18 protein-coding genes are annotated in these 19,068 nt (G+C 68.4%); 14 read left to right on the top strand and 4 right to left on the bottom strand.

What is annotated here, in order from left to right; genetic code table 11:
• The first annotated feature begins 26 nt into the window (after nt 1-26).
• Both rpsR and rplI read left to right on the top strand, forming a co-directional pair.
• Nucleotides 27-260 (top strand): 30S ribosomal protein S18, encoded by a 234-nt coding sequence (gene rpsR / locus ACWF0M_RS15105; RefSeq protein ID WP_012924539.1) that lies wholly within the window; start codon nt 27-29, stop codon nt 258-260.
• 14 nt (nt 261-274) lie between these two features.
• Nucleotides 275-721, top strand: coding sequence for a 50S ribosomal protein L9 (gene rplI, locus ACWF0M_RS15100; protein WP_131336537.1), 447 nt, complete (start codon nt 275-277; stop codon nt 719-721).
• A gap of 70 nt (nt 722-791) precedes the next feature.
• On the opposite strand, the gene ACWF0M_RS15095 is transcribed toward rplI, so the two are convergent.
• Nucleotides 792-983, bottom strand: coding sequence for a hypothetical protein (locus tag ACWF0M_RS15095; RefSeq protein WP_452236241.1), 192 nt, complete (start codon nt 981-983; stop codon nt 792-794).
• Entirely contained in the window at nt 980-2,398 is a 1,419-nt protein-coding gene (locus ACWF0M_RS15090; RefSeq protein WP_452236240.1) for a hypothetical protein, read from the bottom strand. Before ACWF0M_RS15090 ends, ACWF0M_RS15095 begins: the two co-directional genes overlap by 4 nt.
• 249 nt (nt 2,399-2,647) lie before the next feature.
• Between ACWF0M_RS15090 and ACWF0M_RS15085 the strand changes: the two genes are divergently transcribed.
• The 10 genes from ACWF0M_RS15085 to ACWF0M_RS15040 all read left to right on the top strand — a co-directional run bounded on the left by ACWF0M_RS15085 (nt 2,648) and on the right by ACWF0M_RS15040 (nt 12,629).
• On the top strand, nt 2,648-3,271 hold the full coding sequence (locus ACWF0M_RS15085; protein WP_452236239.1) for a DUF6668 family protein: 624 nt from the start codon (nt 2,648-2,650) through the stop codon (nt 3,269-3,271).
• Between the two features lie 14 nt (nt 3,272-3,285).
• The gene (locus tag ACWF0M_RS15080; protein WP_452236238.1) at nt 3,286-3,564 is read left to right on the top strand and encodes a TrbC/VirB2 family protein; all 279 of its coding nucleotides are present in this window, start codon (nt 3,286-3,288) and stop codon (nt 3,562-3,564) included.
• Between the two features lie 38 nt (nt 3,565-3,602).
• A complete protein-coding gene (locus ACWF0M_RS15075; protein ID WP_452236237.1) occupies nt 3,603-4,469 on the top strand; it encodes a hypothetical protein in 867 nt (288 codons plus the stop codon).
• A complete protein-coding gene (locus ACWF0M_RS15070; RefSeq protein ID WP_452236236.1) occupies nt 4,466-5,323 on the top strand; it encodes a hypothetical protein in 858 nt (285 codons plus the stop codon). The genes ACWF0M_RS15075 and ACWF0M_RS15070 overlap by 4 nt, the downstream gene beginning before the upstream one ends.
• A gap of 97 nt (nt 5,324-5,420) precedes the next feature.
• Nucleotides 5,421-6,956, top strand: a complete 1,536-nt coding sequence (locus ACWF0M_RS15065; RefSeq protein WP_452236235.1) for a hypothetical protein — start codon at nt 5,421-5,423, stop codon at nt 6,954-6,956.
• The gene (locus ACWF0M_RS15060) at nt 6,943-8,451 is read left to right on the top strand and encodes an SCO6880 family protein (protein ID WP_452236234.1); all 1,509 of its coding nucleotides are present in this window, start codon (nt 6,943-6,945) and stop codon (nt 8,449-8,451) included. Before ACWF0M_RS15065 ends, ACWF0M_RS15060 begins: the two co-directional genes overlap by 14 nt.
• A 34-nt stretch (nt 8,452-8,485) precedes the next feature.
• A complete protein-coding gene (locus ACWF0M_RS15055) occupies nt 8,486-10,081 on the top strand; it encodes an ATP/GTP-binding protein (protein ID WP_452236233.1) in 1,596 nt (531 codons plus the stop codon).
• A 6-nt stretch (nt 10,082-10,087) separates the two neighbouring features.
• Nucleotides 10,088-11,923, top strand: a complete 1,836-nt coding sequence (locus ACWF0M_RS15050; protein WP_452236232.1) for a type IV secretory system conjugative DNA transfer family protein — start codon at nt 10,088-10,090, stop codon at nt 11,921-11,923.
• The gene (locus ACWF0M_RS15045; RefSeq protein ID WP_130386388.1) at nt 11,913-12,290 is read left to right on the top strand and encodes a DUF4913 domain-containing protein; all 378 of its coding nucleotides are present in this window, start codon (nt 11,913-11,915) and stop codon (nt 12,288-12,290) included. Before ACWF0M_RS15050 ends, ACWF0M_RS15045 begins: the two co-directional genes overlap by 11 nt.
• A gap of 3 nt (nt 12,291-12,293) precedes the next feature.
• Nucleotides 12,294-12,629: a YrdB family protein gene (locus ACWF0M_RS15040; RefSeq protein WP_452236231.1), complete on the top strand. Its 336-nt coding sequence runs from the start codon at nt 12,294-12,296 to the stop codon at nt 12,627-12,629.
• A 1-nt stretch (nt 12,630) separates the two neighbouring features.
• On the opposite strand, the gene ACWF0M_RS15035 is transcribed toward ACWF0M_RS15040, so the two are convergent.
• Nucleotides 12,631-13,410 (bottom strand): hypothetical protein, encoded by a 780-nt coding sequence (locus tag ACWF0M_RS15035; protein ID WP_452236230.1) that lies wholly within the window; start codon nt 13,408-13,410, stop codon nt 12,631-12,633.
• 41 nt (nt 13,411-13,451) lie between these two features.
• Nucleotides 13,452-14,774 carry an MATE family efflux transporter gene (locus ACWF0M_RS15030; protein ID WP_452236229.1) on the bottom strand — a complete coding sequence of 441 codons (1,323 nt, stop codon included), beginning with the start codon at nt 14,772-14,774 and terminating at the stop codon, nt 13,452-13,454.
• Between the two features lie 344 nt (nt 14,775-15,118).
• Here ACWF0M_RS15030 and ACWF0M_RS15025 point away from each other — a divergent pair, with 344 nt between their 5' ends.
• A complete protein-coding gene (locus ACWF0M_RS15025) occupies nt 15,119-18,253 on the top strand; it encodes a replicative DNA helicase (RefSeq protein WP_452236416.1) in 3,135 nt (1,044 codons plus the stop codon).
• Nucleotides 18,243-19,049, top strand: a complete 807-nt coding sequence (locus ACWF0M_RS15020) for an alpha/beta fold hydrolase (protein ID WP_452236228.1) — start codon at nt 18,243-18,245, stop codon at nt 19,047-19,049. The genes ACWF0M_RS15025 and ACWF0M_RS15020 overlap by 11 nt, the downstream gene beginning before the upstream one ends.
• Nucleotides 19,050-19,068 lie beyond the last annotated feature (19 nt).

The following is a 19,068-nucleotide window of genomic DNA, read 5'->3' as shown; positions in this document are numbered from 1 at the left end:
TCTGGAAGTAGGAAGAGAGCACCACAATGGCCAAGATCATTCGGAAGCCGAAGAAGAAGGTCTGCGGCTTCTGCAAGGACAAGGCGACGTACGTCGATTACAAGGACACCGCGCTGCTGCGCAAGTTCATCTCGGACCGCGGCAAGATCCGCGCCCGCCGGGTGACCGGGAACTGCGTGCAGCACCAGCGCGATGTCGCGACCGCTATCAAGAACGCTCGTGAGGTGGCCCTGCTGCCGTACACGAGCACCGCTCGCTGAGGGAGGCGCGGACCATGAAGCTCATCCTGTCTCAGGAGGTCGAGGGCCTCGGGGCTCCCGGCGACATCGTCGAGGTGAAGGACGGCTACGGCCGTAACTACCTGGTCCCGCGCGGCCTGGCCATCGGCTGGACCCGCGGTGCCGAGAAGCAGATCCAGACGATCAAGCGGGCGCGTGACGCCCGGTCGATCCAGGGCAAGGAGCACGCGAGCGAGGTCAAGAACCAGCTCGAGCAGCTCTCCGTCACCCTGGCCGTCAAGGCCGGCGACACCGGTCGCCTGTTCGGTTCGGTCACTCCGGCCGACATCGCCTCGGCGATCAAGTCCGCCGGCGGCCCGCTGGTCGAGAAGCGCGCGATCGCGATCGCGTCGCCGATCAAGACGACCGGCAAGCACCAGGTCGCCGTCCAGCTGCACCCGGAGGTGGCCGCTACGGTCCGCCTCGAGGTCGCGGCCGGCTGATTTCTGCCTGACGTTCAAGGCCCGCGTTCCCCGGTGGGGGACGCGGGCCTTGTCGTTGCCGGAGCCGGCCTCAGGTCTTGGCGGGCTTCGGCCACTCGACGGGCTGCGGCTCGACCGCCTGGTCACTGGCCGGCTTGACCTTGGGCCATTCGACCGGCTCCGGCTCGACGCTCTCCGCGAGTGCCTGGGCGGGCACCAGCAGAACGCCGACGGCGAGCAGTGCGGCCGTGATCCGCGCCGTGCGGCGGGTTCGCCGGCTCACTTCGCCGGATCCAATGCGTAGAGAACGGAGTCGTACACGATGAGAGCGCGCTTGCCGACAACACCCCAAGGCCGCGTGGTGCCTTCCTTCATCGGGTAGGTGTTCCAGTTCGGCGACACGGCGTACGGCTTGCTGCTGACCGTGCCGTAGATCATCGACCCGCTGACCGACAGTGGCTGGAAGCCGGTGAGCGGCCTGGTGTTGTTCTTGGTCAGGGTGAGGTTGATCAGGCACTCGCCCCAGGCGGCGAACTTGCGGTTCGGGTCGGGCACCCAGTTCCAGCCGTCGGTGTCGCCGTTGCGTACCGTTCCGCAGCTCGCGACCATCTTGCCGCTCGCGGTCGAGTTCACCGCCGGGATCACTTCCTCTGCCGGGTTCTTGGCATTGGTCCACAGGGTCTGGACGTAGTCGGGGGTCGCCGAGACCACCTGGATGAGGGCACCCGCGCCACCTGGCGCCTGCAGGTTGACCTGCACGAGCGGCTTGCCCGGCTGCGTCCAGTAGAGCGGGCCGAGGTACTGCGCCATCAGCGTGCGGTCGCCCTCGGCGAGCAGGATCGTGGAGCTTCGCGGCTGGTCCGGCACCGTCTTGAGTTCACCGCCGGAGATCACCATCGCCCCGGACTCGTCGGACAGCATGATCAGCGGCGACTTGCCGAAGAACTGCACCTTGGCGCTGTCCGGCAACTCGATCAGCTTCGCCTCGGCGCCGCCGCCGGCCCAGTAGTACAGGGTGGTCGGCGTCGCGATCGCCAGTACCTGCTTGCCGTCGATCGTCGTGTAGACCGGGTTCTCGGCGTCTTTCGGCACCTTGTCCTGCCACAGCACTTTGCCGTTGCTGTCGAACACGGCGACCTTCTCGTCGGTCGTCAGGATGGCGACCTCGGTGCCGTCCGGCTTGATCGCCGGCGTGCTGTCCGCGGCGAGGTCGACGGTCCAGCTCGCGTGCGTCGAGTAGCCGGTCGGCTGGGTCCTGGGAGCGAACTCGTCGGGGTGCACGTTCGGCCCGGGGAGCTCGGGCAGCTTGGGCGACTCGGTCACCTGCGGCTTGCCTTCACCGAGCTTGCTGAAGACGGTGATGTACAGCGTCGTACCGGCGATCAGCACGACGGCCACGGCCATCGCGAGCACGATCGGCCAGATCGGCTTCTTGCCCTTGCGGGGATCGGTCTCGATCGCCTCGACCTGGCCGTCCGGGTGGATGACGAGCGGCCAAGAGGCGCCGTCGGCCTCGACCGCGGTCGCCTTCACCGCGCGGCCCAGCTGGGCGGCCTGCTCGCTGACGAGCTGGATTGCGGCTGCTCGCGGATCGTGGTGGTTGACCGGGTGACTGCGCCCGGCGATCTTCACCTCGGCGTTGTGGTCGTCGTACAGCCGGATCGTGACCTTCGGCCAGGAGGGGATCTTGTCAGCCACGATGTCCTCTCATTCCCGCCACAGGTCTCCCTCGTTCATCCGGTTCCGGCCTCCTCGTTCTAGCATGTCCCCCGCATGAGGGCATGCCGGGGATTCCGGGCATGCAGAAACCACGCGGGCCGGTCGGCTCGACTGACCCCGACAAGGGGGTAGAAACATCCTCGCCTGTGGATGGGTCACGCAAGTACACCCGGAAAGCGAGAGAATACGGTGGGCAACAGCCTGTGACGGACCGCGAGAGGAGGGGCCATGACGCAGAACCCGTGGACACGAGAGCAGTCTCCGGGCCCGCAGCAGCAGCCGTCGCCAGGCCCCGGGCCTCAGCCGGACATCACCCCGCGGGGGCCGTCCGCGCCCCAGCACGGGGTGCCGGCGCCTGCGGAGGATCAGCGCCTGCCCAAGTTCGCGATTCCGGCCGCCGACACCCTGTGGTGGGTAGGTGTGCACGGCGGTGCCGGCGAGACCACGATGTCGGTCCTGCTGCCGGGGACCCGGGCGTCCAACCACCGGTGGCCGATTCCGCCGCCGCCGGTGCCGACGCCGGTGATCCTGGTCGCCCGGACCCACGGGTCCGGTCTGCGCGCCGCGCAGCGAGCCGCGATCGAGTGGGCCTCGGGTGTTGTCCAGGGTGTTGCCGTGCTCGGCCTGGTGCTGATCGCGGATGCTCCCGGCCGGCTGCCCCGCGTGCTCGACGACTTCGCCGACATCGTCGGCGGAGGTGTTCCGAGGGTCTGGGACATCCCGTGGATCGAGGAGTGGCGCAGAGGGGAGGCTCCCACGCCTGACAACACGCCGGACGAGGTTTTCGAAGTACTTGAATCCATCTACGCACTTCGCGCGTCAAACCCAGCGGACTATCCCGCCCCATACTGAAAGGCACCAAGACAATGATGTTGCTTCACCACCTGGTTACCGAGCTCCCGAACTCGCTGCCGCTGGAGGCGCCTCCTGTAGAGGTGACGGGCGGCCTGAACAAGGTTCTCGGCTGGGTCAAGTGGATCGCCTACCTGATCTGTGGCCTCGGCATCATCATTGCCGGCGGCATGATGGCCATCGGTCAGCGCCGCGGCGAGGGCGGCGAGCACGCCGCCCGCCTCGGTTGGGTCCTGGCGGCCTGCATCGTCATCGGTGCGGCGACCGCCCTCGTCGACGCCCTGAAGCAGTGACCCGGGCGCACGGCGAGTTGCTCGGAGGCTGATCGTAGGTGGGACTGTTCAGCAGGAACCCGGACTCCGACGACGATTCCGACGGCGAGAAGACCACCTTCCTCGAGGAGCGTGGCTTCATCGCGTCGGCGATCGTCGTCGGATCGGTGCTGATCTGCCTGGTGGTCTGGTTCATGCTGGGCGGCCGTTCGGACAATCCGACGGCCAACCCCAGCCAGACACCGAGCACGGGCGCTCCTACCGGACAGCCCACCGGACAAGAAACGATCCAGCCGCCGCCCGCGTCGCCGACCGTCGTACCGACCGGCACGCGGCCCACGCCGCCACCGGCGAACAGCAGCGCCGGCGGCTGTCACAACAAGAACCCGAACCAGGCGATCCCCAGGCTCGCCGCCCCGGTCGCGGTCTCGTGGCAGTTCGAGGGAAAGATGATGATTCCCATCCAGGCTGCGAACGGGCCCGTGACCACCAGCCCGAACGGTGTGCGCTCCTGCTTCGCGCATTCGCCGACGGGTGCGGTCCTCGCCGCGATGGTGGCGCTCGGCCAGCTCCAGAACCCAGAGGTCGGCGTCGCCACGCTGCGGAGCCGGGTGTACCCCGGTCCGGGCCGGGACGCGGCCATCGCCGAGGCCAAGCAGACGCCCGTGACCCCGGCAGGCATGACGGGCGACCTCCAGTTCGCCGCCTTCAAGGTCCTCGACTATCCGGAGAACGCGACCCGGGCGATCATCCAGATCGTCGCCGACCTGAACGGCAAGGCGTACGGCGCGATGCCGATCACCATGCGGTGGTACCACGACGACTGGTACGTCGAGCTCCAGCCCGACGGCAGCTTCAACGGCTCGCTCGAGCCGGACATCCTGTCCAGTCTCAGCGGGTACGTCAGGTTCAGTGGTGCGGCATGATCGCGCTCGGCTGTTCGGGGTGGCCCTGGGACTGGGACGACTGCTTCGAGGAAGGCCTGAAGACCGCGCTCGAGTGGGCCTTCGGCAAGGTCTTCGACTTCATCTTCGAGGCGATCGCCAAGGTCGTCATCGATGCGGTCGACTCGGTCATGAAGGCCATCGGCCTGCTCTGGGTCTACATCCCGACCCCGAACATCGCGGAGAACACCCCGGCGCTGTGGGTCCAGGGACACATCCAGTTCATCACGCTGTTCATCGCCGCGCTCGCGGTCATCGTCGGCGCGGTCCAGATGGCGATCTCGCACCGTGGTGAGCCGGCCCGCGACATCCTCAAATCGTTGATCACCCTGGTCGTGGTGACGGGCTCCGCCGCGGTTTTCGCGAGCACGCTGATCACGGCCGCGGACGGGTTCTCGTCGTGGATCATCGACGAGGCGCTGAAGAAGGACGACCAGAACTACGCGAAGAACCTGCTCGACACGCTGGACGAACCGTTCGGCTGGTTACTGGTGATCCTCGTCGGGATCCTGATGGTCATCGCCGCGGTCATCCAGCTCGCGCTGATGATCGTCCGCTACGGCATGCTCGTGCTGCTGGTCGGGATGCTTCCGCTGACCGCGGCCGCCACGAACACCGAAATGGGGATGATGTGGTTCAAACGCGCACTCGCCTGGCTGGCCTCGTTCATCATCTACAAACCGGTCGCGGCGATCATCTATGCCAGCTCGATCAGTCTGATGGGTTCGGAAGGCACGGGACACATCCTCAAGATCATCATGGGCGTCACGCTGATGCTGGTGGCCATCGTCGCACTGCCGGCCATTCTTCGCTTCGTCTCGCCGAGGACGTCCTGACATGATCCCCCTGGGCGTCCTCCAATGGGCGATCAACCTCATGAAAGACATCCTCGGGGTGCTCCTGGGCCCCGCCGTGGAATGGATACTCTCGCACGTGTTCAAGCCAATCCTTGATGCGATCGCCCATGCGGTCGGCACGCTCATGAGCACGATCGCCACCTTCTGGGTCTACGTACCGACCATCGGGATCGGGAACGACGGCAGCGATCCGAACACCAGCGGCAAGCCGGCCAACGACACGGTCGCCTGGATCTGGAGCCACACGGAGTTCATCGCGCTCTTCATCGCCGCCATCGGGCTGATCTTCGGCGCCCTGCAGATGGCCTGGACCCAGCGCGGTGAGTCGGCCCGCGAGATGCTCCGCTCACTGATCACGCTCGCGGTCGCCGCGGCGTTCTCGATCGCCGTCGCGCAGGCGCTGATCACGGCCGGCGACATGTTCTCCAGTTGCATCATCAGCTCCGCACTGGATTCGAACTCCACCAACGCCTCCTGGGTCCAGGGCTGCCAGAACATCGGGTCCGGTGACGCGACGAAGTTCGGCGACACGATGGCGGCGGTGCTCGGCTTCGGTGTGGTCGCCGGCATCGCCGGTTCACCGCTGCTGATCGGCATCATGATCGCGATCGGCCTGCTCTGTGTGATCGCCAGCCTGATCCAGATCGTGCTGATGGTCGTCCGCAGCGCCATGCTGATCCTGCTGATCGGCGTGCTGCCGATCGCGGCCGCCGCGACGAACACCGAGATGGGCCGGAACTGGTTCAAACGAATCATCTCCTGGCTGCTCGCCTTCATCCTCTACAAACCGGTGGCGGCGATCATCTACGCGACGGCGATCCGGCTGGTCTCGAACAACGGTGAACTGTCGTTCAAGTACATCACCGAAGGCGACGGCCTCCTGAACGCCGACAACATCGGCCACATGGTGATGAACGTGGTCACCGGTCTCACGATGCTGGTGCTCGCGCTGTTCGCGATGCCGGCGCTGATGCGGTTCATCGTGCCGATGGTCGGCGCGACGGCCGGTGCGGCGGGTGCCGGGATGATGGCGGCCAAGATGGTCGGAGCCGACAAGCTGGGTGACATGGCGAACAAGGGCGTCAGCCAGGGTGCGGACGACGGCGGCGGCGGGGGCGGTGGCGGTGGCGGTGACGACGGTCCGTCCGGTGCTCAGAACGTCGGACGGGCGTCGCAGCAGGCCCCGAGTACCGGCGGTGGCGCGACCGGTGGAGCCGAAGGTGCCGCGGCCGGTGGCGAGGGCGCCGCGGCCGGTGGTGCGGCAGGCGGTGGCGCAGCGGGTGGTGCCGCGGGCGGTGCAGCCGGTGGTGCCGCGGCCGGTGGTGCGGCGGCCACCGGGGTGGGCATACCGGTCGCAGCCGCGATCGTCGCTGTCAAGGCCACCAAGGGCGCCGCGACAGACGTCGCGAACGAATCGCTGGGCGGTGCTGACGAAGCTCAAGGCTCCCAAGGCGGCGGCGGGGGAGGCGGCGGCAATGACGGCGGCGGCCCCAGCGGCAGCGCCGGTGGCGGCGACCCGAACCGCGAACGAGACCGTGCCCGCGACTACCGCGACGATGACCGAAACAACCAACCACCCCCACCACCGGACGGACCAAGTGGCAGCGGCTGAGAACCTACGACGCGCACCTCGCACTTACGGCAACTGGCGCCGGCCCGCCTCCGCGGGTATCGCCGGCCTGGGCATGCTCGGCACCGGCATCATGATGGGCGGCCTGCTGCTGGTCGTCATCGCGACGATGGCTGGCGGCATCAAGGCCGCGCTCGTCACCTTGCTGATCGTGGGCGCGGCGCTCGGGTTGCTGATCACCAAGGACAAGCACGGGTATTCCACGCTGCAACGGCTCTCGACCCACATTGGATGGCAACGAGCAAAGATGGCTAAGCACAACGTTTACCGCTCCGGCCCGCTCGGCCGGACCGCCTGGGGCAAATTCCAGCTTCCGGGCCTCGCCGCAGCCTCACAGCTGAGCGAGTACCAGGACTCGTACGGGCGCCCGTTCGCGCTGCTCTTCTACCCGAGCACCCGGCACTTCACCGTCGTCATCAACGCCGAGCCCGACGGCGCCTCGCTCGTCGACGAGGAGCAGGTGGACATCTGGGTGGCGCACTGGGGCCAGTGGCTCGCCTCGCTCGGCCACGAGCCGGGCATCGTCGCCGCGTCGGTGACGGTGGAGAGCGCACCCGACACCGGCATCCGGCTGCGCCGTGAGGTCGGCAACAACATGGTCGACGGGACGCCGGCGATCGCCCGGGCCATGCTGACCGAGGTCGTGCAGACGTACCCGGAGGGCTCCGCGCTGGTCTCGGCCCGGGTCGCGCTGACCTTCAAGGGCACGGACCGCAGCGGCAAGCGGCGCAAGGAAGACGACATGGGCCGCGAGCTCGCGGCCCGGCTGCCCGCGCTGACCCAGAGCCTGAACGCGACCGGTGCGGGCGCCGCTCGTCCGGTCAGCGCGCAGGAGCTGTGCGAGGCGATCCGGATCGCGTACGACCCGGCGTCCGCCTCCCTGATCGACGAGGCGCGCGGCCAGGGCATGCCGCCCGAGCTGCAGTGGACCGATGTCGGCCCGGCTGCCACCCAAGCGTTCTGGGACAAGTACCGGCACGACTCGGCCTGGTCCGTGACCTGGCAGATGTCGCAGGCTCCCCGCGGCGAGGTGTTCTCGTCGGTGCTGTCGCAGCTGGTCGCGCCGCACCCCGACATCGACCGCAAGCGCGTGACGCTGCTCTACCGTCCACTCGACGCCGGTACGGCGGCCCGGATGGTGGAGGCGGACAAGCGCAACGCGTCGTTCCGCGCCACGGCGTCCGCCCGGCCGTCCGCGCGCAACCTGGCCGAGGCACGGGCCGCCGACCGTTCCGCGCAGGAAGAGGCGCGGGGCGCGGGCCTGGTCAACTTCGGCATGGCGGTCACCGGCACCGTGATGACTGCCGAGCAGATTCCGGACATGATCGCCGCGATCGACAACCTCGGCGCCACCGCGCGGGTGCTGCTGCGGCCGGTGTACGGCTCGCAGGATTCCGCGTTCGTCGCCGCGCTGCCGCTGGGGATCGTCGTACAGAATCACCTCGCGGTACCGGCCGGCCTGCGGGAATCCCTATGATGGGACTCCGCACAGTGACACCTGGGGGGTCACAGTGAGCAAGAAGCCGAAGAAGCCCGAAGACCCGACCCGCCGCGGCCGGCGGCCGATGCCGCGTGGCTGGCCCGGTATGGGCGGCGGCTACTCGACGTACCTGCAGGCTCCACAGGAATGGCGCGGTACGACGGTCCAGGTCTGCGGAATGTGGCCGTTCTCGGCCGGCACCGGCAGCCCGATGGTCGGCGTACCGATCGGCCGGAACATCCTCTCCGGCGCGACCATGTGCTGCGACCCGATCAGCTGGTTCATGCGGGCCAAGCTGATCTCGAACCCGTCGATGTTCGTGCTCGGCAAGCCGGGTCTTGGCAAGTCGACGATCACCCGGCGGATGGCGCTCGGCATGGCCGGGTACGGCGTGATGCCGCTGGTGCTCGGTGACCTGAAGCCGGACTACAAGGACCTCATCGAGGCCCTCGGCGGTCAGGTCATCCAGCTCGGCCGCGGTCGTGGTCACCTGAACGTGCTCGACCCGGGCGAGTCCCGGGAGGCCGCGCTCCGGCTGACCGGCAAGGCCCGCGAGGCGATCCAGGCCGACGCGCACGGCCGCCGGCAGACGATGGTCTCGGCGCTGATCGCGATCATGCGTAACCAGAACCCGAACGACCGCGAGGAGACCATCCTCGACGAGGCGCTCAAGGTCCTCGACGAGCGGTTCCAGGGAACGCCGGTGCTCAAGGACCTGCTCCAGGTCGTCCAGGACGCCCCGGACCGGGTCCGCAACGTCGCCCTGGACCGCGGCAGCCTGGACCGCTACCGGCAGATCACCGAGGGCCTGGAGGCATCGCTGATCGGTCTGGTCGGCGGCGGACGGCTGGGCGAGATCTTCTCCGCACCGACCGACAACCCGATTCAGATGGACCGCCCGGTGGTGTTCGACGTGTCCAACGTCGACGACTCCGAGACCAGCCTGCAGGCCGCCGTACTGCTGGCCTGCTGGTCGTACGGGTTCGGCGCGGTCGCGGTCTCGCAGGCGCTGGCGGACGCCGGCCTGGAGCCGCGGCGGCACTACTTCGTCATCCTGGACGAGCTGTGGCGGGTGCTGCGGGCCGGCAGCGGTCTGGTCGACCGCGTCGACGCGCTGACCCGTCTGAACCGGCAGCGCGGTGTCGGCATGGCGATGATCTCGCACACCATGTCCGACCTGCTCGCGCTGCCGAATCCCGAGGACCGGATGAAGGCGAAGGGTTTCGTCGAGCGGTCCGGCATGGTCATCTGCGGCGGTCTGCCGCGCGCCGAGATGGAGAACCTGACCGAGGTCGTGTCGATGTCCATGGAGGAGCAGAACATGCTCGTCGGCTGGCAGGACCCGCCCGCGTGGGACCCGGCCACCGGCAAGGAGGCCGCACCTCCTGGTCGAGGCAACTTCCTGATCAAGGTCGGTGGCCGTCCGGGCATCCCGGTACACGTCGGCCTGACCTCGGTCGAGCGCGAGATCAACGACACCAACAAGCTGTGGACGACGGCTGCCGACGGCAAGCCCCAGAAGGTCGAGGTCGCGCCGGACGGCACCGAACAGGTGGTCGGCGAGTACAGCCTGGACGACCCGATGCTGCTGCCGCCGCCCGACCCGAGCACGCGCGTGGGGAGCTGACGAGTAATGGCGCAGGGCAGGAAGAGCACCGGTCCGAGCGGGATCTCTCCCGAGGCCGTCTTCATCTTCGTGATCATCGGCGTGGTCGCGCTGGTGGTCTTCTCGATGTGGGGCGCACTGAAGGTCGCATCCGCGATCAACGGCTCGCGGACGCCGGGGAACCCGTTCGACGCGATCGTCGACCTGTCGAAGGGGAACCTGGAGTGGTCCGGCGCGGCCACCGGCATCCTGGTCGTCGAGATCGTGGTGCTGCTCGGTCTGGCCGGCGGCGGGTGGATGTACTTCCGCGGCCGGGAGCGTTCGGTCGGACGCGTCGACCGGCAGGCGAGCCTGATGTCGAAGCGGTCCGAGATCTACAAGCTCACCCGCGAAGGCGCGCAGGAGAAGGCGAACCAGCTCGGCGCCGGGCACGCGGGTCCGGGCATCCTGATCGGCCGGACCGTCCGGGACAACGTCGAGGTCTTCGGCAACTGGGAAGACATGCACGTCGACATCTGGGGTCCTCGAACCGGTAAGACCACGTCCCGCGCGGTGCCGGCGATCCTGGACGCACCCGGCTGCGTCGTCGCCACCTCGAACAAGCGGGACATCGTCGACGCCACCCGCGGGCCGCGTTCGGAGAAGGGGCCGCTGTGGGTGTTCGACCCGCAGGAGGTCTGCGAGGAGCCGCCGAACTGGTGGTGGAACCCGCTGACCTACATCACCGACGAGACCAAGGCGCGTGAGCTGGCCGAGCACTTCGTCGCTTCGCAGCGCCAGGTGGGCGCCCAGACCGACGCGTTCTTCGACGCAGCCGGTACGGATCTGCTGGCCGGCCTGCTGCTCGCGGCCGCGGTCGCCAAGCGGCCGATCACGCAGGTGTACAGCTGGCTGGCCGACCAGCGGAACGACGAGCCGGAGCGGATCCTGCGCAACACCCCCGGCCTGCAGCTGTCCGCGGACGCCCTGTCCGGCGTCATCAACGCGCCGGACAAGCAGCGCGCCGGTGTCTACGGCACCGCGCAGCAGAGCGCCCAGTTCCTGGTCAACCGCAAGGTGACCCGTTGGGTCACCCCGAACGGCCCGAACGACAACCGGCCGCAGTTCAACCCGCACGAGTTGGTCCGCAACGGCGGCACGCTCTACAGCCTGTCCAAGGAAGGCGCCGGTACGGCGGGTCCGCTGGTCACCGCGCTGACGGTCGCTGTCGTGGAGGCCGCCGAGCAGTACGCTCGCGGTTGCCCGATGGGCCGGATGCCCAGCCCGCTGGTCGGCGTACTCGACGAGGCCGCCAACGTGTGCCGGTGGAAGAACCTGCCCGACCTGTACTCGCACTTCGGTTCCCGCGGCATCGTGCTGATGACGATCCTGCAGTCCTGGGCGCAGGGTCAGGAGTGCTGGGGCGACCACGGCATGCAGAAGCTCTGGGGCTCGGCCAATATCCGGGTGTACGGCGGTGGCGCGGCCGACGCGTCCTTCCTCGAGAACCTGAGCAAGATGATCGGCGACTACGACATCAGCTCGAACTCGGTCTCGTACAACGAGGGCAAGCGCGGCACCAGCCAGCAGGTCCAGCGGCACAACATCATGGAGGTCTCCGACCTCGCCTCGATGCCGCCCGGCCGCGCGGTCGTGTTCCCGTCCGGGATCCCGGCCACGCTGGTGAAGACGGTCCCGTGGTTCACCCGGCCGGACGCCGGTGCGGTGAAGGCGTCGCTGGCGAAGTACGATCCGGGAGCGGCAGCGAACGTCCCGGGGAGCAACAACCCGTGGGTGGCTTCGAGCGTCCAGGCGCCTCCGCCGCGTGGGCCGGAGCGACCGGTCTGGGAGCAGAACGAGGGAGACAACCGCGGTGGATGGTGAGCAGGAGCTGTTCTACCCGCACGTCGCGGCGTTCGTGGAAGACCGGCTCATCTACCTCTACACGCGCCGGCTCGGGCAGCAGTTCATCTGGTGCCCGGAGTGGTACCGGCACGCGGAGGCGCTGAGCCGGCTGGACTCGATCTGGCGTGCCTGGGAGCACCTGCGTCTGGACCCGGCGACCGGTATGTCGGTCTGGTGGCGTGACCACGCGGACCCGCACATGATGTCGCTGCTGGACCCGGACGGCCCGTTCGCCGCGTGCCGGAACAACCAGCACACCGACTACCCGATCCCACCGCTCCCGGTACAAGAGCCGCCGGCCGGCCTGTTCTTCGACCAGCGGCAGCCGAACATCCGCGGGATCTAGCAGGTGTGGAGGTGGAGCAACCTCCTGCTGGCGTTCCTCGCCGAGCTGGTTGCCCTAGGCATCTTCGCGTACTGGGGCTGGAACGCCGGCGGCTCGACGCTCGACCGCTGGGTGCTGGCGGTCCTGCTGCCGCTGGCGACCGCGGTCGTGTGGGGCCAGTTCGCGGCACCGACAGCAGCTCGCGGGACTCCGGTACGGCGATGGACCGTGAAGGTCTTGGTGTTCGGCCTGGCGGGTGCCGCCCTGTGGAGCTCGGGGCACCCGCTGCTCGCCGGCGGGTTCGTCGTAGTGGTTGCGGCGAACCTGGCGATCATTCACCGGCAGAAGCTGCAGCCCTGAGTTAGCGCTCCCGGGGCCTGTCCATGCTGAGGTCGGGCGTGCCGGCGCGACTCGGGTTCGGCTTCACGACCTTGCCCTGCTTGTCCCGAACCTGTCCGTGCCCACGGACGTGCAGGCGGTCCTGGGGGAGCTGGGCCTCAGGCGCTTCCTCGGGCGGCTTGCGAACGGCCTCACTCGGGTTCGGCTGCGCCTCGCGGGCCTCGGCGCGGTGCTCCCGCGCGGAGGCGTCGTACTCCCGAGAGATCGTGTCGTCGCTGACGGCCTTGCGTTCCTCGATGGTGGCGGCGTTCTGGTACCGGCGGCCCTCCGCGACCAGCCCTGCCGATCCGGTCTCGTCGCGGTGTGCTGCCGCCTCGTCCAGCTCGTGCCGCCCATGGGCCCGGTCGCTGATCCCGCGCTGTACGTCGTTCGTCGCGTACTGCCGGTATCGGTCGCGGCCGTCCTCGTCGGCGTACGCGAGCTGCATCGCCCGAGACGTCTCCGCGGTGGCGTCGAGCAGCTCCTCGCGGCTGCGGCGCTCATCGAGCTCCTGCTGATCCTTGTGAGCACGCTCGTCGAGCCGCTCCGCGCGCGCGTCCGCGTCTTCTTCCTGCCGGGCCTGCTCGTCCTCCGCTTCCTGGCGTTCGGCTTCCTGCTCCGCCAGGTCGTGGGTCGGGTACTTGTCGGCCTGGGTCCGAGCCTGGGCGGCCCGCCGCTCACTCGCTGCCTCAGTGTCGTCGTCGCCCTGTTCCCGCTGATCGGGTACGAGCTCGACGGACTGGTCGTCGTCGGTGTCGGGCATGCCGCTCCTTTCCTTCTGTTCCACGATGCCGCACCGCAGGGTCAGCGGGTAGCTCCGGTGACCAGCCAGGCGTCGCGCCGCTCACGCGTCGTCAGAGTGAGGAATCGCAGCAGCATGTACCCCCCGAACGCCCACCACAGCGCGACGATCCCGCCGCCGAGCCAGAGCACCGCAAGCGCGAGCGGGACGTACAGCACGAGCGCGATGATTCCGGCCGCTGCGAGGTATCGCCCGTCCCCGGCGCCGATCAGTACGCCGTCCAGCACGAACACGACCCCGTTGATCGGCTGCCACAGCGCGGACACGATCAGGATGGCGGCGAGCGTACGACGTACCTCGGGGTCTGTGGTGAACCACGGGACGTAGATGTCGCGCAGGCCCCAGAGCGCCAGGCCGCCGACCAGCCCGGAGAACAGGCCCCACCACATCATCCGGCGGGTGATCGCGCGGGTCCCTGCGACGTCGCCGGCGCCCAGCGCGCGGCCGGTGAGCGCCTGCGCGGCGATCGCGATGGCGTCCAGGGCCAGCGCGAGGAACGACCACAGCGTGAAGGCCACCTGGTGTGCCGCGACGGACGTCGTACCGAGGGCCGTGGCGACGAATGTGAGCAGGATGATCGCCGCGCGCAGCGTCAGCGTCCGTACGACGAGCGGTACGCCCATCTGCGCGGAGGCCAGGATCCCGGGACGATCGGGGCGGAGCTTGGCGCCGTCGCGGCGGGCGCCACGGACGACCACCACGACCAGCGCGACACCGGCGCCGGTCTGCGCGAGCGCTGTACCGAGGGCGGAGCCCGCGATGTTCAGATGGAGGCCGTACACGAGCAGGACGTTCAGACCGATGTTGGCGAGGTTGGCGGTGATGGCGACGACCATCGGGGTCTTCGTGTCCTGCAGGCCCCGCAGTACGCCGGTGGCGGCGAGCAGGAGCAGCATCGAGGGGATCCCGAAGCAGGAGATCCGCAGGTACGTCACCGCGTAGTCGGCGACCTCCGGCGACGGGTCGAACGCCGCGATGGCCTGCGGCGCGAGCGCCAGCCCGAGGAGCGCGAGTACGACTCCCAGGAGCAACGCCAGCCAGAGCCCGTCGATGCCCTGGGCCAGCGCGCCCTTGTGGTCCCCGGCGCCGATCCGGCGCGCGACCGCGGACGTGGTGCCGTACGCGAGGAAGACACAGATGCCGACAAGCGTCTGCAGGATGGTGCCGGCGACGCCGAGTGCGGCGAGCTGCGGGGTGCCCAGGTGGCCGACGATCGCGGAGTCCGCGAGCAGCATCAGCGGCTCCGACACCAGGGCGAAGAACGCCGGGACGGCCAGCCGGAGGATCTCCCGGTCCGGTTCCCCCACCCATCGTCGACGTCTCACCGGAGCGAGGTTACCCAGGACTCGCGGGCGCGTCGGAAATTGGTGCCAGACTTTTTCTTCTCCACAGATGTGAACTGGAGAAACCGCAGGTCACGGGCCTGTTGTGAGTTCTTTCCCACAGATATCCACAGGGTTGTGCCCAACCTGTGCACACCCCTTCCGGGGGTTATCCACGGGTCGTCCACAGGGGGTGTGGACGACCGAGTGGCCTTTGGTGACACGACCGGCGTACGGTCGCGAGGCCTGTCGCCGAAGACTGTCGGTGGGCCTGGCTAAGGTTCGATCAGGTGTTCGAGCCCGGCCGGCGGTGGCAGGGCAGCGGGCGGACGAGGAGGTCGGACGAAGTGAGCGTGGCGGAGTTCCGCGGGGGCCAGGACGGCGGCCACGAAGAGCGGCGTCCGGAGATGGGCTTCGACCGCACCCCTCCCCAGGATCTCGCGGCCGAGCAGTGTGTGCTCGGCGCGATGATGCTGAGCAAGGATGCGATCGCCGATGTGATCGAGAATCTGCGCAGTACGGATTTCTACCGGCCGGCGCACGAAGCCGTCTTCGACGCGATCACAGACCTTTATGCGCGGGGTGAGCCCGCCGACGCGATCACGGTCGCGGCCGAGCTCAACAAGCGCGGCGAGATGACCCGGATCGGCGGCGCGCCGTATGTGCACACCCTGGTCGCGTCCGTCCCGCTCGCCGCCAACGCCAGCTACTACGCGCACATCGTCCGGGAGAAGGCGATCCTGCGCCGCCTGGTCGAGGCCGGCACCAAGATCGTCCAGCTCGGGTACGCCGGTGAGGGCGAGGTGGACGATGTCGTCGACGAGGCCCAGGCAGAGATCTACTCGGTCACCGAGAAGCGCACCGCCGAGGACTACGCGCCGCTGAAGGACATCATGGAAGGCGCCCTCGACGAGATCGAGGCGATCGACTCCCGCGGTGACGCGATGGTCGGCGTACCGACCGGGTTCACCGACCTGGACGAGCTGACCAACGGGCTGCACCCGGGCCAGATGATCATCGTCGCCGCCCGTCCCGCGATGGGGAAGGCGCTCGCGCTCGACACCCCGCTGCCGACGCCGACCGGCTGGACCACGATGGCCGACGTCGCGGTCGGCGACCAGCTGCTGGACGCCGACGGGATGCCGACCACGGTGGTCGCGGCGACCGAGGTGATGGTGGACCGGCCGTGCTTCCGGGTGTCGTTCTCCGACGGCAGCACGATCGTCGCCGACGCCGAGCACCAGTGGCGCGTCGAGGACGGCGGCCGCCCGGTGGTCTGCACGACCGCCGACCTGTACACGGCGATGTCGGCGAGTCCCGGGCTGACACCGCCGATCCCCGGGTCGGCGCCGCGGCAGATCACCGGGCACGGCTTCCCGGCCGCGCTACACGGCGAGGGCGAGCGGCGGGTGGAGTGGGTCGACCCGGTCGTCGGCGTGCCGGTGCGCTGCGTCGAGGTCGACAACCCCGATCATCTGTACCTGGCCGGCAAGTCGATGATCCCGACCCACAACTCCACCCTCGGCCTGGACTTCGCCCGCTCCGCCTCGATCCGGCACGGCCTCACCTCGTGCATCTTCTCGCTGGAGATGAGCCGCAACGAGATCACCATGCGACTGTTGTCGGCGGAGGCGAAGGTCCCGCTGCACCACATGCGCAACGGCAAGATGACCGACGAGGACTGGGCCCGCCTGGCCCGCAAGATGGGCGAGGTCTCCGAGGCCCCGCTGTTCATCGACGACTCGCCGAACCTGACGATGATGGAGATCCGCGCCAAGGCCCGCCGCCTCAAGCAGCGTCACGACCTCAAACTGATCGTCATCGACTACCTCCAGCTGATGACCTCCGGCAAGAAGGTCGAGTCCCGCCAGCTGGAAGTCTCCGAGTTCTCCCGCTCCATCAAGCTCCTCGCCAAGGAACTCGAGCTCCCGGTAGTAGCCATCTGCCAGCTCAACCGAGGCTCCGAACAACGCTCCGACAAACGCCCCATGGCCTCCGACCTCCGCGAATCGGGCTGCCTGACCGCGGATACCCGGCTGATGCGGGCTGACACCGGTGCGGAGATCTCGCTCGGTGAGCTGCTCGCGGCGGATGCCCGTGACATTCCGGTCTGGTCGCTCGACGACCGGCTGAAGCTGGTGCCGCGCACCTTGACGCACGCCTTCCCGAGTGGGGTGAAGGAGGCGTTCCGGGTGAAGCTGGCCTCCGGCCGGGAGATCAAGGCCACCGCGAACCATCCGTTCTTGACGTACAACGGATGGAAGCCGCTGGGGGAGCTGTCGCCGGGCGCTCGCGTGGGTTCGCTCCGGCACGTTCCGGCGCCGCTCGACGGCAAGCCGTGGGACGAGGACGAGATCACACTGCTCGCCCACCTGCTGGGCGACGGATCGTTCGTGAAGCGGCAGCCGATCAGGTATGCGAGCATCGACGAGGCAAACCTGACCGCGGTGGCTGAGGCGGCTCAGCGGCGCTTCGGCATCACCGGCATCCGCGACGAGTACGCCGCCGCCCGGGTCACCACGCTTCGTCTGCCGGCGCCGTACCGACTGGCTCGTGGCAAACGGAACCCGATCGCCGCCTGGCTGGACGGTCTTAGCCTGTTCGGTTTGCGCAGCCACGAGAAGTTCGTTCCTGACGGTGTGTTCGGCCTCCCGAAGGAGCAGGTGGCCCAGTTCATCCGCCACCTCTGGGCCACCGACGGCTCCGTCCGCTGGGACGAGAAGGCGGGTCAGGCGCGCATCTACTACGCCAGCACCAGCCGCCGTCTGGTCGACGACCTAGCCCGCCTCCTCCTCCGCCACAACATCTTCAGCCGCATCAAGACCGCGAAGAAGGCGGGCTACCGCGACAGCTATCACCTGTACATCTATGGTGCTGAGAACCAGTTGCGGTTCTGCGACGGCATCGGCGTACATGGTCTTCGTGGTGTGAAGGCGCGCGAGGTCGCGACGGCTCTGCGGGACATCAAGTCGAACACCAACCTCGACACGGTTCCGCAGGAGGTTTGGTCGCACGTTCGCGAGGTGCTTGCCGACCGCAACGTCACGCACCGGGAGTTCGCGGCTGCAATGGGCACCCAGTTCTCCGGCTCGACGATGTGGAAACACGCCCCGAGCCGGCAACGCCTCGCCAAGGTCGCCGACATCCTCGACGACGCCGACCTCGAGGTCCTCGCCACCAACGACATCTTCTGGGACACCATTACGTCGATTGAATCCGTGGGCGAGCAACAAGTATTTGACGCTACCGTCCTCGGCACCCACAACTTCGTGGCTAACGGAATCTCCTTACATAACAGCCTTGAGCAGGATGCTGACGTTGTCATTCTGTTGCATCGGGAGGATGCGTATGAGCGGGAGTCGACCCGGCCTGGGGAGGCGGACTTTATTGTTGCCAAGCACCGCAACGGTCCCACCGCCGACGTCGTCGTAGCTTTCCAAGGCCACTACTCGCGGTTCGTGGACATGGCGCATGACGGGTGATGGGTCCGTGTTCGGTGTGCGGGGCAGGGCGGCTCATCTGGCGTGGTATCGGACCGATGGGGCGGCGGCCGAGGTTGCTTTCCTGCACGGGTTCTCCGACTCTGCGCGGTGCTGGGAGCCGCTGATCCGGGAGATGCCTGGGATTCGGGCGCTTGCGATCGATGCGCGCGGGCACGGTGAATCCGGACTTCCGGACGAACCTATTCGCTATGCCGCGCACCGCGACGATGCCGCGCTCGTGCTTTCGAGCCAGCCCAGTGACGGCGGGATCGTCGTGGTCGGCCACTCGATGGGCGCGATGGCGGCCGCACACTTGGCCGCGTCGCGGCCGGACCTGATGCGCGCGGTTGTGCTGGAGGACCCGCCGACTGGAGCGCCTGGCGACCATCAGGACGAACCATGGTCCGAGCCGAGCTGGCTCGCGGATCTCCGAGCACTCGACCTGCCGTCACGGATCGCGCAGGGCCGATCTGCGGACGCTGGCTGGTCCGACGACGAGCTCGAGCCCTGGGCCGTGTCGAAGGGTCAGGTCAATCCACATCTGTTCGATCTGCCGTTCCGCGACGCCGGCCCGCTGACCGACCTGCTGGCCGAGATCACGTGCCCGGTGCTGCTGATCCATGGCGATACCGAACGCGGCTCGCTGATCTCCACCGAGTACGCGGAGCGGTGCGCCCGCGCGGCGGCCGGCGAGTTCCGGGCGGTACATATCGCCGGTGCCGGCCATTCGGTGCGCCGCGACAACCGCCCTGAGTACCTCACGGAACTCACCACGTTCCTCGATCGGCACCGCTGAACCCGCAGGACCGTTAGCG

It is taken from the genome of Kribbella sp. NPDC055110 (genome assembly GCF_053607525.1).
This window is presented reverse-complemented; position numbering and strand designations above follow the sequence as displayed.